Below are 22,383 nucleotides of genomic sequence, written 5' to 3' on the forward strand. Positions count from 1 at the left end.
CGTGCAAATTTTCAACCAGGACGATACAGGATCGCGTGCCCATCAATGAAGGGGATCGGAATTTCAGTCACCGGCACGTAATGTCCCGGAAAATCGATGCCCAACTGAGGCAGGAGGCTCAAAGGAATACCTGGGTGCGTCCCATCCGGCACAAGTAGCCACGCAGCCCTTCGATCAGCATCAGAGAGCCTTGACACGAAGTACCGAAAAAAATCAGAACTCCCGCTATATCCCGCTAGTGTCCACGCCGTTCCAGGAATCCGTGCACCGAGTTGATAGGCAGCCATCGGCGCCCTGCCGGTCATGTCAAGAAGAACAGGGACATCGCCATGGCCGAAATATTTGCCCCTGACATCCTGGAGATTGCGATAGAACCGCGCCAAAGCGGGACTAACCTTGAATGGCTCGCTATTTGGGCCGATTTCAACAGACTCTGTCAGCGCGGAAAATGTCGAGTTCAATCGGTACGGACTTCGCTCTATCGAGGTCGCAGTAATGAGCGCCGACCCGCCAACCAATGCGAGTGCATAGATAACCTTCGATCGCGCTAGCGTTCCATAAAACACCGCTGCGGGGATTAACGCCAGAAGGGTAGCCAAGGAAAGCAGATTGGACCAAGGAGAATTCGTCCCGAAGCAGTAAGCCATCTGCCCATAGGCCGCGACCCCGACGACAGACAGAGCACGCCTACGGATGTCAGCTTTGACGTCACTCGCTGCAATGGAGCAAATCACCATCATCTGCGCCAGCAACCCGAGCATTGACAGTCGGGCTTGCGGCGACGCTCCATCAAAAGACAGGATGACAATAACAACGATCAACGTCGCAGCTTGAGCACCCCTTATCCACGGTAGGACAGTAAACATCGTTGTCCGCCATGGCGCCACAACGGTCGAAAGAACCCCAAGCAGGATAAAGGATACAAGAAGGTACGGATTCCCTTCGATGACACTTCGGATGTCCCCGGCGTGTATTCTCAAAGATCCCAGGATATTAAAATGAGGGTCTGTGATCATCTGGGCGACGTAATATCCCTCGATGAGAACATCGATCGCTTTCGCGGGGTAAAGGCCGACTGATATTAGCAGCAGTACCGTAAGAGCAATTCCCAAAAGCGCGCCTGCGATTGAGGCGATCCACACCTTTGCTTCGGTTACACGACGCGCAGTCCAGAGAAGGCAAATAATGACCAATGGCGCAATCAACGCGGCTGTCGTTACCTTCACCAATGCAAGGCTCAGCCCGGCTGCACCCAAAATCACCATTGGCAGCAATACACTGCGAGCACTTGGCGTTTTTGCCTTGCCGAAGAGGTCGATGAGTTGAAAAAAGGAACCTAAAACCGTGCTCACGAGGATCAGGTTCATTAAGTCATAAGAAGGGTCCGGTAGCCAAAAATTGTAGAACGCGAGTGCTGTTGCAGCACAGAGCGGACTGACAAATAGGAACCGATGTGCAGGCTGGGATGATGTCACATACTTGGTTGCGGCCCACGCGAGATACGAACTCGAGACCACAATCAGGGCCAGAGCGAGAATTCGATTCCAGTAGATTGACGAGAAAGGTGATATCCCGTCCCACAACGCACCAAACAGTGTCACTTGCGCTATAATCTGTGCGTGGCGTGCTACGCTGATAAGATAGAACGCTGTGTCAGTTATATCAACGCCGGCATCAAGTCGAACTAAAATAAAGAAGAGGAGTGCTGCAAACATTGACCAAGCAACAGCGAGCGGCAATGTTTCTTGTTCAAATGAGCGTTTCACAAGGCCTCTTAATCGCAAAAAACTTGCTCTGATAGAAAGCGCGCGATTCAATTTTCGAGACTTCCGAGTACCGAAGTTGCTTGAGATAGGATATAGTCAATATCTTGGGGCGTCAGCTCATAAAAGAGCGGAAGACGGACGAGACGGGCAGCCGCATCTTCTGTAACTGGGCATCCGCGAGGCGCAACCCCGAAGCGGATGCCGGCCGGTGCCGAGTGCAAGGGAACATAGTGAAACGTGCAGTTAACGCCCCGCGCCTTCATCTCCTCAAGGAATACTGGTCGATGGCGGGCATCCCGCAGCAGAATATGAAATATGTGGCCGTTTACCGGCTGGTCAGCTGTTTCTTGATCCGGTAGCCCCAGGCGGAATCGGTTCATCAACCTTTCGAATCCTTCCCGGTACCTTTTCCAATGATCCCTGCGGGCATCCGTGATTTGGTCTGAACACTCAAGTTGGCCGAGCAGAAATGCCGCAATCAACTCCGATGGAAGATAAGATGAGCCTAAGTCAATCCACGTATATTTGTCGGTCTGTCCCTGAATGAACTGTTGTCGATTTGTGCCCTTTTCGCGCAGCACCGCCGCTCGCTCGATAAATCGAGGATCGTTGATCACCAGTGCTCCACCCTCGCCCGCAGTGACGTTCTTCGTGTCGTGAAAACTTATCGTCGATAGCGCGGAATGCGTTCCTGCAGGAGACCCTTTATAATGGGAGCCATAGGATTGCGCCGCGTCTTCAATAACGACAAGTCCACGCTTGCGCGCGAATTCGTTCACTCGATCCATATCAGGGACACGACCGGCGTAGTGGACGACGAGAATTGCCTTTGTGGCGGGGGTTACCAGTGCTTCAATTTCATCCAAATCGATATTCATCGATCCTATTGAAACGTCCGCAAAAACTGGCTTGGCACCTCTCAGTGCGATCGCATTCGCTGTAGAAGTGAACGTGAATGATGGCATAATGACCTCGTCACCTGGGCCTAGGTCAATAAGCAGCGCCGCCATCTCAAGTGCGGCTGTGCAGGAATGCGTGAGGTAAACCTCCGCTGCACCCAATCGTTGCTTGAGATGTTCAGAAACCAACTTGGTGTAAAAACCGTCACCGCTCAGGCGACGTCGTCCGATCGCGTCTTCGACATATGCTTTTTCTCTGCCAAGAAGTGGGGACCGATTAAAAGGAATTTCAGCCATGATATGATCCCGCTTCCTGCTGCACAATTGCCTGCAGAGCTTGCCCGTATGACGACTGTTTGAGGTCGTTGGCGAGTCGGGACAATTGATCCAGCGAGATCAATTTCATCCGGAACGCTATTTCTTCGGGCGAACAAACCAGCAAGCCCTGCCGATCTTGGAGGGTTTTAACGAAATCCGACGCCTGATGCAGGCTCTCGTGAGTGCCTGCGTCAAGCCATGCAAAACCGCGATGCAGCATCTCGGTACTCAATTCATCTTCAGCCAAATAGCGCTCAAGGATGGAAACAATTTCAATCTCTCCGCGAGCCGAAGGTTTCACTTCTTCTGCAAAATCGGGCGCCCTTTCGTCCAAGAAATACAGCCCCGTTATTGCCCATCGTGACAATGGTTTCGATGGCTTCTCGACGACGGAAAGAGCCTTACCCCTCTCGTCAACTTGAACCACACCGAAGCGCTCAGGATCTTTGACCAAGCTGGCAAATATTGACGCGCCTTTTCGCGCGTAAGCTCTCGCAAGGTGGGTTTGAAAATCATGCCCAAAGAAAATATTGTCACCAAGGATCAAAACGCTCGGTGAACCGTTCAAGAAATTTCGCCCAATCTTGTAGGCATCAGCCAGGCCGCGTGGCTCCGTCTGCACAGCATATTCAAACGACATTCCAAATCGGGAGCCATCGCCCAGCAGGCTGCGAAATGACTCTGCCGAGTCTGGCGTTGTAATAAAAAGGACTTCCTGGATGCCTGCCAATATCAAGACAGAAAGCGGATAATATATCAGCGGTTTGTCAAAGATCGGCAGGAGCTGCTTCGAAACACTCAGTGTGAGAGGGAATAGTCGACTACCTGTGCCTCCTGCGAGGACTATGCCTTTTCGTTTCAACAACTTTTGCTCCTCAGGGACACCGGATAATTGATCGGCCGATCAGACGCGCGTCGTCTCGGACGGTCTTCTATGTGAGTAAATTTCCTGGACGATCGAACGAGGCCGGTCTTTCACCTCCTCGAGGATCTGTTTCACATAAAGCCCAATCAGCCCGGTGAAGACCGCGTTCAAACTGAAGAAAAACACCACTACCGCCATCAGCGATGACCACCCATCTTGAACCGGCCCAGTTAACGCGCTCAACACAACATAACTGCCGTAGAGGAAGCCTGAAGCGGCCAGGATGAGGCTGAAAAACAGCATCAGCATGAGCGGTCGCGCTGAAAACGTTGTAATTGCGAGAACCATGAGAGCAATCCTTCGGCCGAAGGAGTAAGTCGTTTCCGACGTGCTGGACTTGATAAATTCGAATGGTGCCTGACGATAACCCGCAAGAATGCTGAGCGGAACGAAGACAGGGTTCTTATCCCGAAAGCGAAGCAACGAAGCGACATATCGACGGGTCATCAATCTCATCGTCGACACGTTCTCTGGGATGCCGACGTCACTCAAAGTGCGGAAAAGCCAGTAGAACAGTCGCCCAGATACCCTCTCGACGTAACCACCCTTACGCTTCCGTTGTAATCCATAGATGCAGTCTACGGATTTTTCTCGCAGGACGTTGGCCATTTCCGAAAGCAGCTCCGGTGGCTCCTCAAGATCACTGTCGATCAAAAAGACAAGATCGCCGCTGGCATGCTCCAACCCAGTGAGCATCGCGCGGTGGTGGCCGAAGTTTCTACTCAGCTCAACCAGCAAGATACGAGGATCAGCGTCAACGCTCCTCCGAACGATTGCCGCGGAATCATCCGGGCTACCGTCATCGACGATCACGACTTCAATGTCGTCGGTGACTGCTTCGGCCGCGGCTATGGCGCGTCGGATAAATTCCTCGATTGTCTCTCGAGAACGGTAAAGTGTGGTGACTATCGAAAGCTTGCACGTCATTATCTTATACGGCTTTCGTCTTCCTAGACCTAAGCCAGTCATCGACAGAGCGATACTCTTCCAATCCGTAACCAAGAATCTTTTTCTGCTGGTCGGAAAAGGCCGAAGGGTCGGCAATTACAGACGGAATGTGAAACTGTTGCCGAAGCATGGGGATCGTAAATACGTGATTGATGGCCCGGCGATCTCTGACAGTCAGATTGGTGCTACCTGCATGATACACCATACAGTCCAAAACAATGAAGGTCCCACGCCTAACGGTGACTTGCTTTTCCAAACGCCGAACAACTTCGTCGGACGGAAATGCTTCACGATGATGGCTACCAGGAATGACGCGAGTGGCGCCATTCTCAATGGTGAAGTCATCTAAGGCGAAAAGCGCATTGATCGCGAGGGGACGTGAACTCGTAAAGTGCTGGTACGGCAAATCCCGATGGTATTGAGCCTGATGGTACTTGCTCTGATGGCCGCGGTTAATAAGCCCATTTACCTGATTCAGGATATAATACCCTCCCAACAGCCTCGATAACAATTGATGGAGCCGTTCGTCAAAAACGATGTTCCAAAAAATCGGACTTATCGTCGGGAGAAGCCGAACTGTGTCGCGCTCGTTTATATCCTCAAGATTGTAATCCTTTGTAGAAGCGTCGGCACCATACCGTGTCGCGGCTTCATCAAAAAGGTTGGAATATCTGTCAAGCTCGCTTTCGGACAAGGCTGCGTCTAGAGCGCTGTACCCGAGGAGCCTGACTTCCTCAGCCAGAACGTCATAGACGTCACTTGCGCTGGTAGTTTCAAGGACTCCGTAGCGTGAGATCTCTGTCATCGTATTGCACCCTGACTTACAACTTCGAAAGGATGAATGATCGGCACAGCTGCTAACTCGAACCGGTCATGAACTACCCGCCAATTTCGTTCGTGAACAGCGGCAACCAAAGAAATCGGGACTGAATTCAGGAACTCTTCAGTTGAAATCACTGGTTTGTCGTACAGCTGGCTACCGACCGGGCGATCGGTGACCAAGAACATGGCTCCCTCGATGACCGATGGGCAATAGGCATGAAGTAGGTCGCAATATTCGCCCGCTCCGAAAACACCATATTTTTGACCAGATGACATTTGATCGATTGCGCGCGCAATCTTGCTCCATGTCCGCAGATACTCGGCCCGCTGGTTGGCCAAAAAATGGAAGTGTTCAGAAGACGGCCCCACCTGTGTCGCCGCCAACTGGAAAAGGTAAATTCTAAAGCCTTTCAATACACCGGTCAGAGGCGCATTCGCAACGGCTGTCAACTGAGCTTTTGCTGCGATCGTGGCCAGAGATGTCGATGAAAAGCTTGATATATGATCATAGAAAAGCAATTCCGATCCGGCCGTCTCTCCATCCGGACATACGACGAGAATTCTACCTGTTTCGTCGATTGTTCGGGCGCAGGCCCGCAGGAAGGAGAGCGGATTGCTTGCATGTTCTATGACATTTACAGACAGGCACAAAGTATACTTCTGCGCAGTATGAGCAAACTGCTCTGCGAAGCCCTGCTGGATGGAAATGCGCTCACCAGCGATGGAACGGGCATATGCCGCGACCTTGCCGCTGGGCTCTACCCCAATCCCAAATTCTGCTTCGAGATTGGTTGTCAAGGAATTTAGAAGCGTGCCGCTCCCGCACCCGAATTCAATAATCGTCTTAAAATTCACCTCACCGACAAGCCCTGCAAGAAACACTCTCACCTGCCGGTCGTATTCAAGGGATCTCTCGACCTCTGCAGCCGTGTCCCTCAGACCGATAGAATAATTCTCGCCATAGATTTCTCTTACGTCCCGTTCCGAAATGCTTTCGAAGTGAAAGCCATGACCGCAATTCGCGCAACTGGATCGCTTTAATGGCTTGCCTATAACGGCCCCATCGCTGATCATCGAGCGTGTCGGGTGCGGAACAGGCAAAACATGACAGTCAGGGGAACCGCATGCGGGGCATATATGATTGTATTCTGTCAAGCCATATCTCCCGCACCGGGGCTACGCGAAGCCCATATCGCACCTTGCCGGCAACTTGCAAGCCGTAATACTATATCGGCGACCCCGGGCGAACCGTTTACAAGTTGCGCTTGTGGGTAGTTGTAGCGCTTGGGTGCCTGCACGAGGAGCAAGGCAGTGTACGGGATTCGGATCACGCCAGCGGGTTTTGTACGCAATGCATCTCACAGGCCTGTCGCGAAGTCGCAATCCGGTTCAGGTTAACGTTCCTCGCTGGCACTTTTAAACGCGCTGTAGCAATCAGGTGGAACTGAACCCACTGGTGATCACAAATAGCCGTCAAACGTCGGAAGCCGGCAATCGAGGAATTGCGGGAACTGTCGAAGACCACCACTTCTGCCAAGCACAGCTTCAGATTATGAACCTTGACGCTTAGGGACCGACGATTGACATTTCGGGCCGGAACAATCAATGAGACCGACATCTGTTGCACGCCTCAGGTCGGCGCTGCTGCAGTTGCAGATTGGCAGGCTCAAAGGCCTCGACGAGCACTAGATGGATGGGCACACGATGATCCGGCCTCCCAGGATATTCGTAGCAGGACATAGGGGGATGGTCGGCTCCGCCATCGTACGGCGACTGTTGGCTGACGGCCATCCGGCCGATCGCATTGTGACGGCAACGCACCAAGAACTCGATCTTATCGAACAGGCGGACGTCCGAAGGTTCTTCGAAAAAGAACGACCTGACGAGGTCTACCTTGCTGCCGCAAAAGTCGGCGGCATTTATGCGAACAATACCTACCCGGCTGACTTCATCTACGACAATTTGATGATGGAGCTTAACGTGGTCGACGCAGCGTTCAGAACGGGTGTCAAGAAGCTGCTGTTGCTCGGCTCGAGCTGCATTTATCCAAAGCTCGCCGATCAACCGATCAAGGAAAGCGCACTTTTGACGGGTCCCCTAGAGCCGACCAACGAGCCTTACGCCATTGCAAAAATCGCCGGGATTAAACTCTGCGAAAGCTATAATCGGCAATATGGTGACAGCCATAGCGTCGATTACCGCGCCGTAATGCCGAGCAATCTCTATGGCGTCGGTGACTCCTACCACCCTCAGAATTCCCACGTCATTCCCGCTCTGATAAGGCGTTTCCATGAGGCGAAGGTCAGGGGGGCCCAAAGCGTGACGCTCTGGGGCAGCGGTACGCCGCTAAGGGAGTTCCTTTACGTCGATGACATGGCTGCCGCGAGTGTTCACATCATGACTTTGCCTCACGAAGACTACAAGAGACTGATGCCGGTAGGGCAAAGCCATATCAATGTCGGCTATGGAAGTGATGTGACGATACGTGAAGTTGCAACCGTCATAAGCGAGATCGTCGGCTTCACCGGCAGGATCGATCTCGACACAGACAAGCCCGACGGCACGCCTCGAAAACTGATGGACAGCGAAATCGCAAGAAATCTGGGTTGGTCGCCGAAAGTCAACCTCGAGGAAGGGCTCAAGTTGGCTTACGAAGATTTCCTATCCCGAGAGAGGGGCGCATAGATGAGCAAAGTCGCACTCATAACCGGCGTTACCGGCCAGGACGGTTCTTACCTTGCGGAATTCCTTCTTTCGAAAGGATACGAGGTCCATGGGATCAAGCGGCGCATGAGCTCGTTCAATACGCAACGAATTGATCATATCTACGAAGATCCGCACAACGAGAACATGCGGTTCAAGCTACACTACGGAGATCTGACGGATACGAGCAATCTCATCCGCATAATCCAGGACACGCAGCCTGACGAGATTTACAACCTCGGAGCTCAAAGTCATGTGGCCGTCAGCTTCGAAAGTCCTGAATATACTGGCGATACGGACGCCCTAGGGACATTGCGACTTTTGGAAGCGATCCGGATTTTGGGCCTTGAAAAAAAGACGCGCTTTTACCAGGCCAGCACCAGCGAGCTCTATGGACTCGTCCAGGAAACGCCGCAGAGGGAAACGACTCCCTTCTATCCCCGCAGTCCCTACGCAGTCGCAAAGCTCTACGCTTACTGGATTACGGTGAATTATCGCGAAGCCTACGGCATGTATGCGTGCAACGGCATCTTGTTCAACCATGAAAGCCCCCGTCGCGGTGAGACGTTCGTGACAAGAAAAATTACCCGCGGGATGGCAAATATCGCGCAAGGCCTTGAGAACTGCCTTTACATGGGCAACCTTGATGCGTTGCGCGACTGGGGGCACGCAAAAGATTATGTCCGCATGCAGTGGATGATGCTCCAGCAGGAACATCCTCGGGACTTCGTCATCGCAACTGGCAAGCAATATAGCGTGCGCCAGTTTATTGAGTGGGCGGCGGCAGATCTTGGAATCAAGTTGCGCTTTGAGGGAAGCGGCCTGGAAGAGCAAGGCGTTGTGGAATCCGTTTCCGGAAACGATGCGGCGGCGCTGAAACCAGGCGACATTGTCGTCAAGATCGACCCTCGATACTTTCGTCCTGCCGAAGTCGAAACTCTGCTTGGGGACCCAAGCAAGGCCCGCGATCTGCTCGGATGGGTTCCGGAAATTTCTGCGCGAGACATGTGCAGTGAAATGGTCTCGCACGACCTTGTGGAAGCAAAGCGACACGCCCTGCTCAAACGCCACGGGTTTGACGTCAGGGTCAGCACCGAATAACTACTGACCCAAAATCATCAGGGAAGAGATCGTGATAAATTTCGCTATTGTTGGTTGCGGGCGGATCGCAAAAAGACATTCTGAACTGCTCGGTCTTGAGCAGATCGCAGGTGCAAGATTGGCCGCGGTTTGCGACATTGTTCTCGAAAAGGCAAAGGAATTCGGCGAACGTTTCGGTGTACCCTATTACCAGTCGTTTGACGAGATGATGCAGAACGAGCAGATTAACGTCGCCTCGGTTTTGACGCCGAGCGGCATGCATGCTGAACATGTCATCGCATTGGCCAGATATAAGCGGCACATCATCGTCGAGAAACCGATGGCGCTGACGCTGACGGACGCTGAGGCGATGATCAAGGCGTGCGACGCCAATGGTGTGCGCCTCTTCGTCGTCAAGCAGAACCGCTTCAACGTTCCCGTAGTGAAGGCACGCGAAGCGCTGGACGCTGGCCGTTTCGGAAAACTTGTCCTTGGCACCGTCCGCGTTCGCTGGTGTCGCGACCAAAGCTATTACGATCAGGATAGCTGGCGTGGCACCTGGGCTTATGACGGGGGTGTCCTCGCCAACCAAGCGAGCCACCACATCGATATGCTGACGTGGTTCATGGGCGAAGTCGAGAGCGTTCATGCTCGCGCGACAACAGCCCTTGTCAACATCGAGGCCGAAGACACGGCCGTCGCCACACTGAAATTCCGCAATGGTGCTCTTGGGATCATCGAAGCGACTTCGGCAACACGTCCCAAGGATATCGAGGGCTCGATTTCCATTCTTGGCGCGGGAGGATCAGTGGAAATTGCAGGTTTTGCGGTCAACAAGATCCGGACCTGGCAATTCGGCGACAATCATGTGACAGACGCTGAAGTCATGGAAAAGTATTCGGTCAATCCGCCCAATGTCTATGGCTTCGGGCACCAGGCCTATTATGAACATGTCGTTGATTGCCTGACGAATGACACCAAGGCTCTTGTCGATGGTCATGAGGGCCGGCAGAGCCTGGAACTCATCATGGCGCTCTATGAATCGATTGCATCGCAGAAGGAAGTGAACCTGCCCCTGGAGGTCAAACATTCGAAACTAGGAAGCCGATCCTCGTGACAGGTCGTTCGCCAACACTCTGGAAGGCGCAGGTCCGAGATGTTACCTGCGGCGATCGCGTCAAGATCGTTGAGCCTGCCAACGTCTACGAATGTACGCTCTCCGACGACTGTTTCGTTGGACCTTTTGTCGAGATCCAGAAGGGCGTTCGGATCGGCGCCCGTACCAAGGTGCAGTCGCATAGCTTCATCTGCGAGCTTGTCGAGGTAGGCGAGGACTGCTTCATCGGCCACGGGGTGATGTTCATCAACGATCTTTTCTCCAACGGGGGGCCGGCAAGAGGGAACCGGACACTCTGGAAGGAAACGCGTATAGGAAATCGAGTATCCATCGGATCAAATGCCACAATCCTGCCGGTGACCATTTGTGACGATGTGGTTATCGGCGCTGGAGCGGTCGTGACCCGTGATATTAAGGTTGCCGGCATCTACGTCGGCAACCCGGCACGCTTCATACGTCCCGTGGGACCGGGGCCTGCCGAGACCTGAAATACAGCGGATGCATCAACATCAATCGACATATCGAGAACGACATCATGAAAGTCCCCTTCGCCGATCTCCATCTGCAATATCTGTCGATAAAGGACGAGGTCGATGCTGCGATTGCTGCGGTCATCAAGTCCTCGGCTTTCATTCGAGGTCCTTTCGTTCAGAAGTTCGAGGAAGAATTCGCCGTCGCAGTTGGCGCCCCATACTGCGTCTCCTGTGCGAATGGTACGGACTCGCTTTATATCGCTATGCATGCGCTGGGCGTAAAGCCCGGCGACGAAATCATTACGACAGCACATTCCTGGATTTCCACCAGCGAAACGATTACGCAGGCCGGTGGCAAGGTGGTCTTTTGTGACACAGATGCCTCAACCTTCACAATAGACGCGACGAAGCTGGAGGAGAAAATAACGTCGCGCACAGTCGGCATCATTCCCGTTCACCTTTATGGGCAGCCCGCCGACATGGGCGCGATCATGGCGATTGCCCGCAAACATGGCCTGTGGGTTATCGAGGACTGCGCCCAGGCACATCTTGCGCAGATCGATGGACGGCTGATCGGTAGTTTTGGGGATGCGGCCTCCTATTCGTTCTATCCGGGGAAAAACCTTGGCGCCATGGGCGATGCCGGGGCCATTACTTGCAAGGACAAATCTCTTGCCGACAGAATGGCAATGTTTGCCCGTCACGGCGGCCTGACCAAAGGTGATCACCGGATCGAAGGCATCAACAGCCGGCTCGACGGGCTGCAGGCGGCAATTCTATCTGTTAAACTACCTCACCTCACCGAATGGACAGCAAAGCGGCAAGAGATTGCTGCGCGTTATACCGCGGCTCTTGGCAATGTCGGTGGACTGAAGCTGCCCGAAACTGCACCTGGCAGAACGCATGTCTACCATCTTTTCGTCGTCAAGCATGAGCGCCGCGACACCTTTGCCGCCTACTTGAACGATCACGGCATACAGACAGTCATAAACTATCCCGTCGCACTGCCCTTCCTCCCCGCCTACGAGCATCTGGGGCACAGTCCGGAGGATTTCCCCAACGCTTTCCACAATCAATCCCGGATCCTGTCGCTTCCAATATTCCCCGAGATGACCGAAAATCAGCTCGCTTATGTGGCTGATGTCATCAGGGAATTTGCCGCGTGAGTAAGCCGCAAACCGGTGGCCAGAGAGAGGCGCGCTCAAGCCTCCTCGGCAACTCCGGCTGGAATATGGCAGCTTTCGTTTTCACACTTATCGCGAATTTGGCCACCGTTCCATTTGTAGTCCGCTGGATCGGACTGCATGATTTTGGTAATGCAGGTATTGTCATTGCGATCACAGCGCCCCTTACACTCATCGGTACGGTCTTGGGTCAGGCGACTGTCCGGGAAACATCGACAAGAACGGGACGCGGAGAATATAGCGCTGCATTTCATGTGGCAGCCATCGCATTGAAGACCTGCTTGATCGCATCGTCGATCGGATGCATGGCGCTTATCCTGATCGGCCCATGGATCATGAGAGGGCTTGCGAGCCCTGAGGCTTCCAATTCTCAAAATTTCATGGTTCCGTTCCTCATCACGGCAACCGGAATTTTTGCCCAGCAGTTCTCCTTGGTGCTGCAGGCCATTTCGGTGGGGCGTCAGCATTTCAAGAACATCGCCAAGGCTTCCGCCTGGAGTTCTTTTGCAACGGTTTTTTTTACCCTGGGATGTACCTGGTTCATCCCGACACTGAACGGCTACCTCTCCGGTTTTGCAGGCAGCCTCATCCTTTCTGCGCTGGGATGGCTGCTTGTCACGCGCCACCTCTTGGCCCGGGACGAGCCCGCTGGCCCAAAAACAGGTGATGAGCTGAGCGCTTTGCTGCATTTCGGGACATGGCAAGGCCTATCCCAACTTGCAGGTATTCTCGGCAATCAAATGGACAGGTATGTGCTTGCGTCTCTGGCTCCTGCTGCCGTGGTGGGACAGTACAATATCTGCAACCGCGTGCAGGAGGCCGGCTACATTGCCACGATACGAGCCTGCGAGGTACTTTTCCCCCGCTTCGGCAGCATGGCCGCCAGCAGTGAATCTGAACGGTTTGATTTTTTCCTCAGCTCATCGTGGGTTAACGCAGCATTCGGCGCAATCATGCTGTCGCCGATTGCAATCCTCTCGCGCCCCCTGCTCACTCTTTGGGTCGGCAAAGAGACGGCTGAGGCTGCTGGCCATCTGTTGCAGGTTCTTATTCTGGGAGGCTTGATCGGCTGCGGCTACAATGTGTTTTTCTACTATGCTGCAAGCATGGGAAAAAATGCTATCGCAACCACAGTATCGCTGGCATATTCCGCGATGACAGTTATGTTCTCTATCGCATTCATAGGATATTTCGGCCCCATCGCAGCGGGCTATGGCCTGTTGGCGGCAACCACCGTGCGCTCTGGCCTTACCCTCATAGTGCTCCGCCAGCGTTTCTTCCCAGCGTTCAGCCTTGAGCAGATGTTTGCAAGCACCCTTGGGCCATCTGCTGTCGGTTCCGCACTGTCGATTGCTTTCTACCAAATGGAATTCCGATGGATCGGCAATTGGTTCCTGCTCGGCCTCGCTTATACCTTATTCTTCGTCATCGTCGCAGCTGCGATTGTGTTCACTACCATGGCGTCAAAAACCGGGCGTATTATCTTGTCGCGGATTTATCGGTCCGTTAGAAACACAATCATAGATCGGCATCTTGATATGTTAGTTAGTCTTGCAAGACATAAGAGAGGGCGCTGAGTGATCACTGTAGTGGACTACGGTGTTGGTAATATTGGTGCAATCATCAATATGGCGGATTATCTCGGGATCGATGCCGAAGCAAGCGGAGATCCCGAAAAGATCAGGACCGCTTCCAAGCTCATTCTTCCAGGTGTAGGCGCTTTCGACAAGGCGATGCTAACCCTGCAAGCGAGGGGACTCATCGCACCGCTCAACGAGGCCGTATTGAAGCGGCAGATTCCCGTTCTTGGCATTTGCCTTGGCATGCAGCTGCTGGCGCGCGGAAGCGACGAGGGCACTCGACCCGGCCTTGGATGGATAGCGGCGGATGTGCTTCGGATCGCACTGCCGCCTGAATCGCCTCTCAAAGTGCCACATATTGGCTGGCTTGGAGTCAAACCGTCTCGCGTAAGTGATCTTTTCGATCCGGCTGTGCAAAACGAACGCTTTTACTTTGACCACGGCTACTATGTGCAATGCGACAACGCTGAGGATGTCACGGCTACGATCGATTACGGTCAAGAACTCTGCTGTGCCGTTAGCTCGGGAAATATAAGCGGGGTGCAGTTCCACCCGGAAAAGAGCCATCGCTTCGGCATGCGCGTGCTTGAAGCGTTCGAGAAGATCTGATGAGAAAAAGGCTGATCCCAGTTCTGCTGGTCGACGAAAAACATCGCCTCGTCAAAACAATTGAGTTCGGAGAGCGGACTTATGTCGGCGATCCCTTCAATGTGGTGCGGCTCTTCAACGAGAAGGAGGTCGATGAAATATGCATCCTCGATATCGATGCCTCCAGAAGGGGTCGCGGACCCGATATTGGATTCATGCGCGAATTAGCAGCCGAATGTTTCATGCCACTGGCTTATGGCGGCGGAATAAGCAAGCCACAGGAATGTGAAGAGCTGAATCGCTTCGGTGTCGAAAAATTCGTCATCGGGAGCAGAGCCGGCGACTCGGAGTTGCTAAAGGGGATTGCTGCGGATCTGGGGAGTCAGGCGCTGGTTGTCTGTGTGGACGTCCAGGGACGAGGCGCTGCAGCAAAATGCTTCCGGCCGAATGCTGATGTGCCGCAGAATCCGGTGGAGTTCTGCCTTCGACTTCAGGATCTGGGCGTCGGTGAGATTATCCTCCAATCGAAAACACTCGACGGAAGACGATCTGGTTATGATCTCGAACTCATAAGCTTGGTAACCGGCAGGTTAAGCATCCCGGTCGTTGCACTTGGTGGCGCGGGAAACTACGAACACTTGACTGAGGGTTTGCGTGCAGGCGCCTCGGCGGCCGCGTCCGGAAGCACTTTTACCTTTGTCGGCGGGTTGCGCGCCGTTCTGGTCAACTACCCGGATCCGGAAATGCTGGAGGGAATGGAGCGCGACACCCATGCGTGAGATGCAAAGAATATGCTCCTTCTGCGTTATGGACGATTCCAATCCGGTGATCGAGTTCGACGCGAACGGTCAGTGCAATTGCTGCCGCGACGCTCTGGCCAGAAAACCGCACGAATGGCTGCCTGGCCCAGAGGGCGATCTAAAAATGCAGCGACTAGTCGCCATGCTAAAGGAGGAAGGAAAGAATAAGCCCTATGACGCAATGGTTGGGCTTAGCGGCGGTATCGATAGCGCCTTTCTCGCCCATCTCGCCAGTCGCAAGCACGGCCTCCGCTTGCTCGCCGTCCATGTCGATGGCGGTTGGAACTCCGAGCCTGCCGTCCACAACATCGAGCGGCTGGTGCGGAAACTCGATCTCGACCTTCACACCTATGTTGTAGAATGGCAGGAAATGCGGGATCTTCAGGTCTCCTTCTTGAAAGCATCCGTCCTCAACCAGGACATCCCCCAGGACCATGCGTTCTTTTCCACCCTCTACCGCACAGCTGCCAAGTTCGGAATTCGCCACTTCTTGAGCGGCGTCAACTTCGCGTCAGAATCGGTCGTTCCTCCCGGCTTCGGCTACCCATCTATCGATGGCACGCACGCAAACGCCATTCAGAAGCGCTTCGGCACGACGACACTTTCAACTTACCCATTCATGAGTTTTCCGGAATATATCTGGATGACACGGGTAAGGAAGCAGCTGACGATTCATCGACCGCTGAACTATTTCGACTACGACAAGGAGAAGGCACAGCAGGAACTACGGCGCGAATACGGCTGGCGCGAATACGGCAGCAAACACAGCGAGTCACGTTTTACGAAGTTCTACCAAGACATTTACCTACCCGCGAAATTTAACTTCGATAAGAGAAGGCTTCATCTTTCGAGCCTGATTGTGGCAGGACAGATGACCCGCGACGATGCCTTGGCAGAGATTGCAAAGCCAATAATACCGGAACGAGAAGCACGCAGGGAAACCAAATTCATCGCCAAAAAGCTGGGATTATCCGAACAGCAATTGCAAAACTACATCGCATCGCCGCCGATTCCCCATACGCATTATCCTAACGGCATGATACTGCACAAAATACTGATGGAATTGCGTAATTTCACCAGAAAATTCACGCCAACCGCGCGTCACACGGCCGCAAAGGTAGCGGATGTCGACTAGCCTGATCTTCTTAATCACGGTTGCAATATCGGCGGTGTTCTACATCCGGTATATTGGCGTCAATTTCACCCTCTCCTCGCTGCTGCTTGGGCTGATGCTTATTCTGCACGGTCCGCTTTATCTTTACTATACGCGGGTGTGGGGACCAGAAACCGCCTTTTTTACAACGATCCTCTTTGCCGCGCCAAAATGGGAAGTTATCCCCTCTCTCGACCTGGCACTAGCACTATCTTTCTGCGGCATATGTGCCGGAATGGTGCTTTCGGACAGCGTTTTCGGTAGCAGTCGACTGAAGATGCAAGATGCCATCAGCAGTTGGAGCCGCGAGACCGTCCGTATCCCAAGAGGAGTTGCCGAGCGGATTGAGGTCGTAGCAGCTACAGGCGTGATGGTTCTCGTTTTTTTTATCGTCGTCGAAAACAGCATCCCGCATGTTATAACCTACTTCTCATCGGACGCATTTGAGTTCGAGAAGATAGCGATGCGTCGTGAATATGGCGGCAGCCGCTTTTATCTATTGAATCTCTTAAACAATAATGTGTTCCCGTATGTGGCATTCTGCTGTTTTGTGTTGCTGCGAGAGGACGCCATTCGGCTTAAACTCGTGGCATATGCATTCATTGCTGTTGTACTTTTCGAAAAAGCAGCAACCTTAAGCAAGGCGCCATTGGCGATTTTCGTCCTACAGCTGATGGTCGTTGAGTACTTGCGTCGATCGCTGCGGGTACGGTTGGGAGTGGTACTGGGTTTTGTTGCTATTTGCATTGTTCTATTTGGAGCGATGACGGCGGTGGCTGTTCGCGAGGTTAGCGGCATAAGCGCAACGCTTGATTTCCTTTTCTATCGCATATTCATGATCGTCAACGAAAGTTTGCTTGAGTATTTCGCCGCAATACCAAACGTACTTCCACACAGCTGGGGTAGCCAATTCAGCTGGTTGGTAAGTAGTCTGCAGTCACAACCATCGCCACCCACCTATCTGCTGGTTGGTGCCGTGCATCGCGGCGTCACGGGATCGACCACAACTGCCATGTTCATTGCGGACGCCTGGGCAGACTTTTCCTGGGCAGGCATCCTTTGTTACTCCGTTCTCGCAGGCTTTCTCGTCCGATGGCTCGATATTCAGCTAATCCTAAAGCGAGGGAAGACGGCTGCGACGATTGCTGGCCTGGCCCTCGGCCAATATGGCGTCTTCATCATGCTTTCAACGGCATTGCAGACAGCGATGGTCACAGGTGGATTGGTGCTGGTGGTTCCGTTGACGATGGGAATATCTTCCGCCTTCAAGTGGCGCTCTACCAAAGGCCATTCGAAAAGTTTCAATAACATGGCTCGTATTGAGCAGGCCTAGAGCGATGCGCATTTTCCAGAATTCCGGTGTCTACGCATCCTATCTGCCTCGGCTCGACCGCCTTGCGAAGAATGACATGCAGTTCCAGAAGCGGCTGAAAACGTTTCTGAACGACTCCTACGGGGCTTGCCACATCCTAAAGCCTCCCGCCGAATCAACCGAGGATGTATTCTTTACGAATGGCGATGACGAGAGGCTTCAGAAATTCTGGGCAGCGGAAAATGGTCTTCCAAACTCGACCACTATGGAAGAAATTCTTCTTGCCCAGATAGAGCATCACCGAACAGAAATTTTTTACAACATGGATCCCATGCGCTATGGCAGCGAATTTCTAAAAAAGCTGCCAGGCTGCGTTCGCAAATCGATCATGTGGAGAGCTGCTCCTTCCGGCAATGTGGATTTCGGGGCTTACGATCTCATCATCTGCAATTTTCCGTTGATTTTGGAAGGTTATCGCAAGCGCGGATGGCATGCAGAGTATTTTGCTCCGGCGCACGATCCTGCAATGGATCAATACGCTGCCAACACCAATCGGCCGATCGACGTCTTATTTGTTGGGGGCTATACTCGCCATCATCGAAAGCGTGCTGAAGTTCTTGAGGCGGTTTCGGAACTCTGCAACGAATTCCGGATCGTGTTTCACCTGGACCGCTCACGTCTTACGCGTCTCGCGGAGAGCCCGATCGGCTGGCTGCCACCGATTAGTAAGCACAAACGACCAAGGAGCATTCGAGCCGTTTCACAGCCAGCGGTATTCGGACGCGACCTGTATAAGGCGATCTCGCACTCAAAGATCGTGCTAAATGGTGCAGTGGATATGGCCGGGCCGGACAGAGGCAACATGCGTTGCTGGGAAACACTTGGTTGTGGTGCAGCAATGGTTTCGGATGCCGGCAACTACCCTCATGGCATGATAGATGGGGAGAGTATGGTGACGTATGACAACACCGAAGCCGCAGTATCAGTCCTACGCGAACTGCTTGCAGACCGGGATCGCCTGCTGTCCGTCGCAGCAAGGGGCCACACTCTTGTCAAGACGATGTACAACAAGGAAGCTCAGTGGCAACATTTCAATCGTCTTATCGAGATCGCATGAAGCTGAAACCTTTGGCAATGATCGACATGGTGGCTGGCGTTCTGGTGCGACGCAAAAGTCGATTCATTGTGGGACCGCGGAGTACCGTGCGCTGGTTGGCGCTGCGGTCCATTCGGGGCGGCACGGTTCAAATTGGTCAAAACAGCATCATAAATTGCATCATCAGTTTCGACGATCCGAATGGATGTGTCAGCATTGGCGATCGGTGTTATATTGGATCAAGCCATTTGGTGTGTCATTCAGACATTCAAATTGAAAACGATGTCATTATCTCCTGGGGTGTGACGATCGTGGATCACGACTCCCATTCCCAGGATTGGGGACTGCGAAAAAACGATGTTCGCGATTGGGGTTTGGGTCGCAAGGATTGGTCCGGAGTTTCGATTAAGCCAGTCATCATCCGAGATAAAGTGTGGATCGGATTTGGGGCCAGCATATTGAAGGGAGTGACAGTCGGCGAAGGTGCGGTTATTGGAGCCCAGGCCGTTGTAACGCGCGACGTAGCACCCTACACAGTTGTTGCTGGCAACCCGGCCCGGATCATTCGCCACATAACGCCGGAAGCGGCGTTAACCTAGGATAGACGATGACATCGCAGCAGCTGGATACATGGGAAAAAGCCGTCCAATGGCTTCGGGAACAACCCGACCAGCAGAAGCTCGTTATCGATGCCTATTACGACGACCCCCTTTCAAAGGCGGCCGAACGTTATTGGCGAAGCGATGAGTGGAGAGTGATCCGTGGATTTCTTCCCGATCAGCGGGGCAGGGCGGTTGATATAGGCGCAGGTAGAGGTATCGCAAGTTTCGCACTGGCAAAGGAAGGTTTCGACGTCACTGCTCTTGAGCCGGACAAAAGCGACCTCGTGGGTTCAGGAGCGATCAAGGGTCTCGCGCAGGAAACTGGTTTGCCGATCGAGGCGGTCGAAGAGTTCTCTGAAAAGTTGCCGTTTCCTGACGAGGCGTTCGACGTCGTCTTTGCGAGAGCTGTCTTGCACCACACATCGGATCTCGCAGCTGCGTGTCGGGAGTTTTTTCGTGTCCTGAAACCTGGCGGCCGGTTCATCGCCGTGCGGGAGCATGTCATTTCATCAAAAGACGATCTTCAGGTGTTTCTTGATCAGCATCCTCTCCACAGGCTCTACGGTGGAGAAAATGCGTTCCTGTTGGCCGAGTATGAAAATGCCATCGTTTCTGCTGGTTTTAAGATGGACGAGGTGCTTAAGCCTCTCGCGAGCGCGATAAATTTCGCTCCTTACACCAAGAACGACCTAAGGAAAGAAATGGGTGAACGGCTCGGTACCAGACTGCCCGTGATCGGCGCTATCGCTTCCTCAGTATTACATTTCGGCCTCGTCTGGGCTGCTATTTTGCGGATCGCGCAGACATTCGACAATCGGCCCGGACGACTTTACTCCTTCATTGCCACGAGGCCCAGATAGAGAAGAATGGCTCGAATACTCGTTACAGGCGCCCACGGTTTTATAGGAAGATATCTGGCGCGGTATCTTGCGGAGAACGGGCATGCCGTGGTTGGTCTCGGTCACGGTATTTGGCCTTCACTCCACGCGGAGCGGTGGGGGCTGACGCTGTGGCACAATGGTGAGATTGATGGCCTCAATCTTCGGCTAATTCAGCGACAGTCTGGCACTCCGGAGATCGTGTATCATCTTGGAGGCGGCTCTTCGGTCGGTGTCGCGATTGCAAACCCCCGCGAGGATTTTCACCGCACAGTGAATTCAACAGCTGAACTCCTCGAGTGGCTGCGACTGGAAGCACCTGATTGCCGGCTGGTGGCTATTTCAAGCGCCGCGGTCTATGGCGCAAATCACAAGGGTCCCATCACGGAGACGACGGTCAAGAACCCGTTCTCCCCCTACGGCCATCACAAAAGCATAATGGAATCTCTATGTCAGTCCTATTGCGACACATATGGGCTGAGAGTCACTATTGCTCGCCTGTTTTCGGTCTACGGAAAAGGGCTGCGTAAGCAGTTGTTGTGGGACATATGTTCACAGCTTGAGAAAAATCCGGAACGTCTTAGCCTCGGTGGCGGGGGCGGCGAACTTCGAGACTGGATTGAAGTTAACGAGGTAGTGCGAGCGCTATCAGTGATCGAGCGACAGGCCGGCCAGCCCCAGAGGATCGTCAATGTCGGCACCGGCATTGGCACGAGCGTTCGCTCTGTCGTCGAAATGGTTGTCGACGCTTGGTTCGAGAAAGCGTCTTCGCGACCCGAGATCATCTTTTCCGGCGAGGCGAGAAAGGGCGATCCCCAAAGCCTGATCGCGGATTCGACACAACTCAAATCCCTCGGCTTTGCCTCGCACAGCGATCTAAAGGACGGCCTTTCCGCCTATGTCGACTGGTTTCGCTCGGAAGCTGGCACGGTGAGATGATCAATATCGGCTTCACCATGATCAGCGGTCGCAATTGGACCGGCGGGTACAACTATTTGCTAAATCTCGTCACGCTTTTGGCCTGCTACCGGAAGGAGGAGATTTGTCCCGTCGTTTTCTTCGGAACCGACATTGGGGAAGAGGAGATTGCACCATTCGCCCGCCTGGATGGCGTGAAGATTGTCCGCCATTCGTTGTTCAACAGATCTCGAAGCTTTCGCTCTCTGCTGCTAAGCGTTGCGACCGGCGCGGACAGGGGCATCCGGGCGGAGTTCAATAGGCACGATATCAATGTTGTCTTTGAAGTCGCCCAGTTCTTTGGCTTCAGGCTCGGTCTGCCAGCCATCGCATGGTTTCCGGACTTCCAGCATCGTTATCTGGCGCATCTTTTCAGCAGGTTTGGATACTGGAAGCGTGATATCGGATTTCGGCTTCAGATTGCGGCCCATCGCTCGGTCATGCTGAGCAGCGAAGATTCCAGACGCTCCTGCGAGCAATTCTATCCGTCATCTCGGGGGCGTACGCATGTTGTTCGCTTTGCGGTGCCGCCAAAGGGAAAGATCGAGTATCATGTGGCACGAGCGACTGCAGACAAATACGGTTTGCCAGAGCGCTATGTCTTTCTGCCCAATCAATTCTGGAAGCATAAGAACCATCTCCTCGTCCTCGAGGCATTGAAGATCCTTCGTCAGCGAAATCATGAAATAACAATCGCGGCGAGTGGCAATCAATCGGATCCGCGTGATCCAACATATTTTCCAAGGGTGAAAGCAGCTATCGAAGAAGCCGGGCTGGATCAGAGCTTCCGTCTGCTCGGGTTGATCCCCTACAAGGACCTTGCCCCCCTCGGCGTTGCAAGTATGGCATTGCTAAATCCTTCGCTATTCGAGGGATGGAGCACCACAGTCGAAGAGGCGCTTTCGTGGGGCGTGCCACTGGTCCTTTCGGATCTCGACGTAAATCGAGAGCAGGCAGGTGCTGCAGCAGTTTATTTCGACCGGTACGATGCACGGTCGCTCGCCGACGCTTTGGCCTCCGTTCGTCCACGCACCGCTGCAAAGATCGAAATCAGCGGAGACCTAGCGCAGGCCATGTCCAATGAACGGGTCCTTCGCTTCGTTTCTGACTTCACGTTGCTTGTTCGCCACGCCTGCAATCAAGCGCAATGATAGAGCACTTGGCGAAAACACGTCATTCAGC

21 protein-coding genes are annotated in these 22,383 nt (G+C 53.4%); 15 read left to right on the plus strand and 6 right to left on the minus strand.

Features of this window, described 5'->3' with window-relative positions; all coding sequences use genetic code 11:
* Positions 1-11 precede the first annotated feature (11 nt).
* The 6 genes from ACFPWW_RS18590 to ACFPWW_RS18615 are packed head-to-tail and all read right to left on the minus strand — an operon-like array spanning position 12 to position 6,833.
* Positions 12-1,817 carry a hypothetical protein gene (locus ACFPWW_RS18590; RefSeq protein ID WP_377312879.1) on the minus strand — a complete coding sequence of 602 codons (1,806 nt, stop codon included), beginning with the start codon at positions 1,815-1,817 and terminating at the stop codon, positions 12-14.
* Positions 1,814-2,962 (minus strand): dTDP-4-amino-4,6-dideoxygalactose transaminase, encoded by a 1,149-nt coding sequence (gene rffA, locus ACFPWW_RS18595; RefSeq protein ID WP_113414011.1) that lies wholly within the window; start codon positions 2,960-2,962, stop codon positions 1,814-1,816. Before rffA ends, ACFPWW_RS18590 begins: the two co-directional genes overlap by 4 nt.
* A complete protein-coding gene (gene rfbA / locus ACFPWW_RS18600; protein ID WP_377312880.1) occupies positions 2,955-3,848 on the minus strand; it encodes a glucose-1-phosphate thymidylyltransferase RfbA in 894 nt (297 codons plus the stop codon). The genes rffA and rfbA overlap by 8 nt, the downstream gene beginning before the upstream one ends.
* 39 nt (positions 3,849-3,887) lie before the next feature.
* Entirely contained in the window at positions 3,888-4,835 is a 948-nt protein-coding gene (locus ACFPWW_RS18605; RefSeq protein WP_377312881.1) for a glycosyltransferase family 2 protein, read from the minus strand.
* Between the two features lie 4 nt (positions 4,836-4,839).
* The gene (locus ACFPWW_RS18610) at positions 4,840-5,661 is read right to left on the minus strand and encodes a phytanoyl-CoA dioxygenase family protein (RefSeq protein ID WP_377312882.1); all 822 of its coding nucleotides are present in this window, start codon (positions 5,659-5,661) and stop codon (positions 4,840-4,842) included.
* Positions 5,658-6,833 carry a class I SAM-dependent methyltransferase gene (locus ACFPWW_RS18615; protein ID WP_377312883.1) on the minus strand — a complete coding sequence of 392 codons (1,176 nt, stop codon included), beginning with the start codon at positions 6,831-6,833 and terminating at the stop codon, positions 5,658-5,660. Before ACFPWW_RS18615 ends, ACFPWW_RS18610 begins: the two co-directional genes overlap by 4 nt.
* A gap of 534 nt (positions 6,834-7,367) precedes the next feature.
* Between ACFPWW_RS18615 and ACFPWW_RS18620 the strand changes: the two genes are divergently transcribed.
* The 15 genes from ACFPWW_RS18620 to ACFPWW_RS18690 are packed head-to-tail and all read left to right on the plus strand — an operon-like array spanning position 7,368 to position 22,352.
* A complete protein-coding gene (locus tag ACFPWW_RS18620; RefSeq protein ID WP_377312884.1) occupies positions 7,368-8,363 on the plus strand; it encodes a GDP-L-fucose synthase family protein in 996 nt (331 codons plus the stop codon).
* Positions 8,364-9,482, plus strand: a complete 1,119-nt coding sequence (gene gmd, locus ACFPWW_RS18625; RefSeq protein WP_377312885.1) for a GDP-mannose 4,6-dehydratase — start codon at positions 8,364-8,366, stop codon at positions 9,480-9,482.
* Between the two features lie 31 nt (positions 9,483-9,513).
* A complete protein-coding gene (locus tag ACFPWW_RS18630) occupies positions 9,514-10,578 on the plus strand; it encodes a Gfo/Idh/MocA family protein (protein WP_377312886.1) in 1,065 nt (354 codons plus the stop codon).
* Positions 10,575-11,066 (plus strand): acyltransferase, encoded by a 492-nt coding sequence (locus tag ACFPWW_RS18635; protein WP_113500800.1) that lies wholly within the window; start codon positions 10,575-10,577, stop codon positions 11,064-11,066. Before ACFPWW_RS18630 ends, ACFPWW_RS18635 begins: the two co-directional genes overlap by 4 nt.
* A gap of 47 nt (positions 11,067-11,113) precedes the next feature.
* A complete protein-coding gene (locus ACFPWW_RS18640; RefSeq protein ID WP_112704371.1) occupies positions 11,114-12,217 on the plus strand; it encodes a DegT/DnrJ/EryC1/StrS family aminotransferase in 1,104 nt (367 codons plus the stop codon).
* Entirely contained in the window at positions 12,214-13,812 is a 1,599-nt protein-coding gene (locus ACFPWW_RS18645) for a lipopolysaccharide biosynthesis protein (protein ID WP_377312887.1), read from the plus strand. Before ACFPWW_RS18640 ends, ACFPWW_RS18645 begins: the two co-directional genes overlap by 4 nt.
* Positions 13,813-14,424, plus strand: coding sequence for an imidazole glycerol phosphate synthase subunit HisH (gene hisH / locus ACFPWW_RS18650; RefSeq protein ID WP_377312888.1), 612 nt, complete (start codon positions 13,813-13,815; stop codon positions 14,422-14,424).
* Positions 14,424-15,182 carry a HisA/HisF-related TIM barrel protein gene (locus ACFPWW_RS18655; protein WP_377312889.1) on the plus strand — a complete coding sequence of 253 codons (759 nt, stop codon included), beginning with the start codon at positions 14,424-14,426 and terminating at the stop codon, positions 15,180-15,182. The genes hisH and ACFPWW_RS18655 overlap by 1 nt, the downstream gene beginning before the upstream one ends.
* Positions 15,175-16,338 (plus strand): N-acetyl sugar amidotransferase, encoded by a 1,164-nt coding sequence (locus tag ACFPWW_RS18660; protein WP_377312890.1) that lies wholly within the window; start codon positions 15,175-15,177, stop codon positions 16,336-16,338. Before ACFPWW_RS18655 ends, ACFPWW_RS18660 begins: the two co-directional genes overlap by 8 nt.
* Complete coding sequence (locus tag ACFPWW_RS18665; protein ID WP_377312891.1) at positions 16,328-17,689, plus strand: oligosaccharide repeat unit polymerase; 1,362 nt, start codon at positions 16,328-16,330, stop codon at positions 17,687-17,689. The genes ACFPWW_RS18660 and ACFPWW_RS18665 overlap by 11 nt, the downstream gene beginning before the upstream one ends.
* Positions 17,690-17,693: 4 nt before the next feature.
* Entirely contained in the window at positions 17,694-18,785 is a 1,092-nt protein-coding gene (locus tag ACFPWW_RS18670; RefSeq protein WP_113413998.1) for a glycosyltransferase family protein, read from the plus strand.
* The gene (locus tag ACFPWW_RS18675; protein ID WP_377312892.1) at positions 18,782-19,363 is read left to right on the plus strand and encodes an acyltransferase; all 582 of its coding nucleotides are present in this window, start codon (positions 18,782-18,784) and stop codon (positions 19,361-19,363) included. Before ACFPWW_RS18670 ends, ACFPWW_RS18675 begins: the two co-directional genes overlap by 4 nt.
* Before the next feature lie 8 nt (positions 19,364-19,371).
* Positions 19,372-20,226, plus strand: coding sequence for a class I SAM-dependent methyltransferase (locus ACFPWW_RS18680; RefSeq protein WP_113413997.1), 855 nt, complete (start codon positions 19,372-19,374; stop codon positions 20,224-20,226).
* Between the two features lie 6 nt (positions 20,227-20,232).
* Positions 20,233-21,183, plus strand: coding sequence for an NAD-dependent epimerase/dehydratase family protein (locus tag ACFPWW_RS18685; protein ID WP_377312893.1), 951 nt, complete (start codon positions 20,233-20,235; stop codon positions 21,181-21,183).
* A complete protein-coding gene (locus tag ACFPWW_RS18690) occupies positions 21,180-22,352 on the plus strand; it encodes a glycosyltransferase family 4 protein (RefSeq protein WP_112704364.1) in 1,173 nt (390 codons plus the stop codon). The genes ACFPWW_RS18685 and ACFPWW_RS18690 overlap by 4 nt, the downstream gene beginning before the upstream one ends.
* Positions 22,353-22,383 lie beyond the last annotated feature (31 nt).

It is taken from the genome of Rhizobium sp. GCM10022189, from assembly GCF_042656325.1.
GTDB lineage: Bacteria > Pseudomonadota > Alphaproteobacteria > Rhizobiales > Rhizobiaceae > Rhizobium.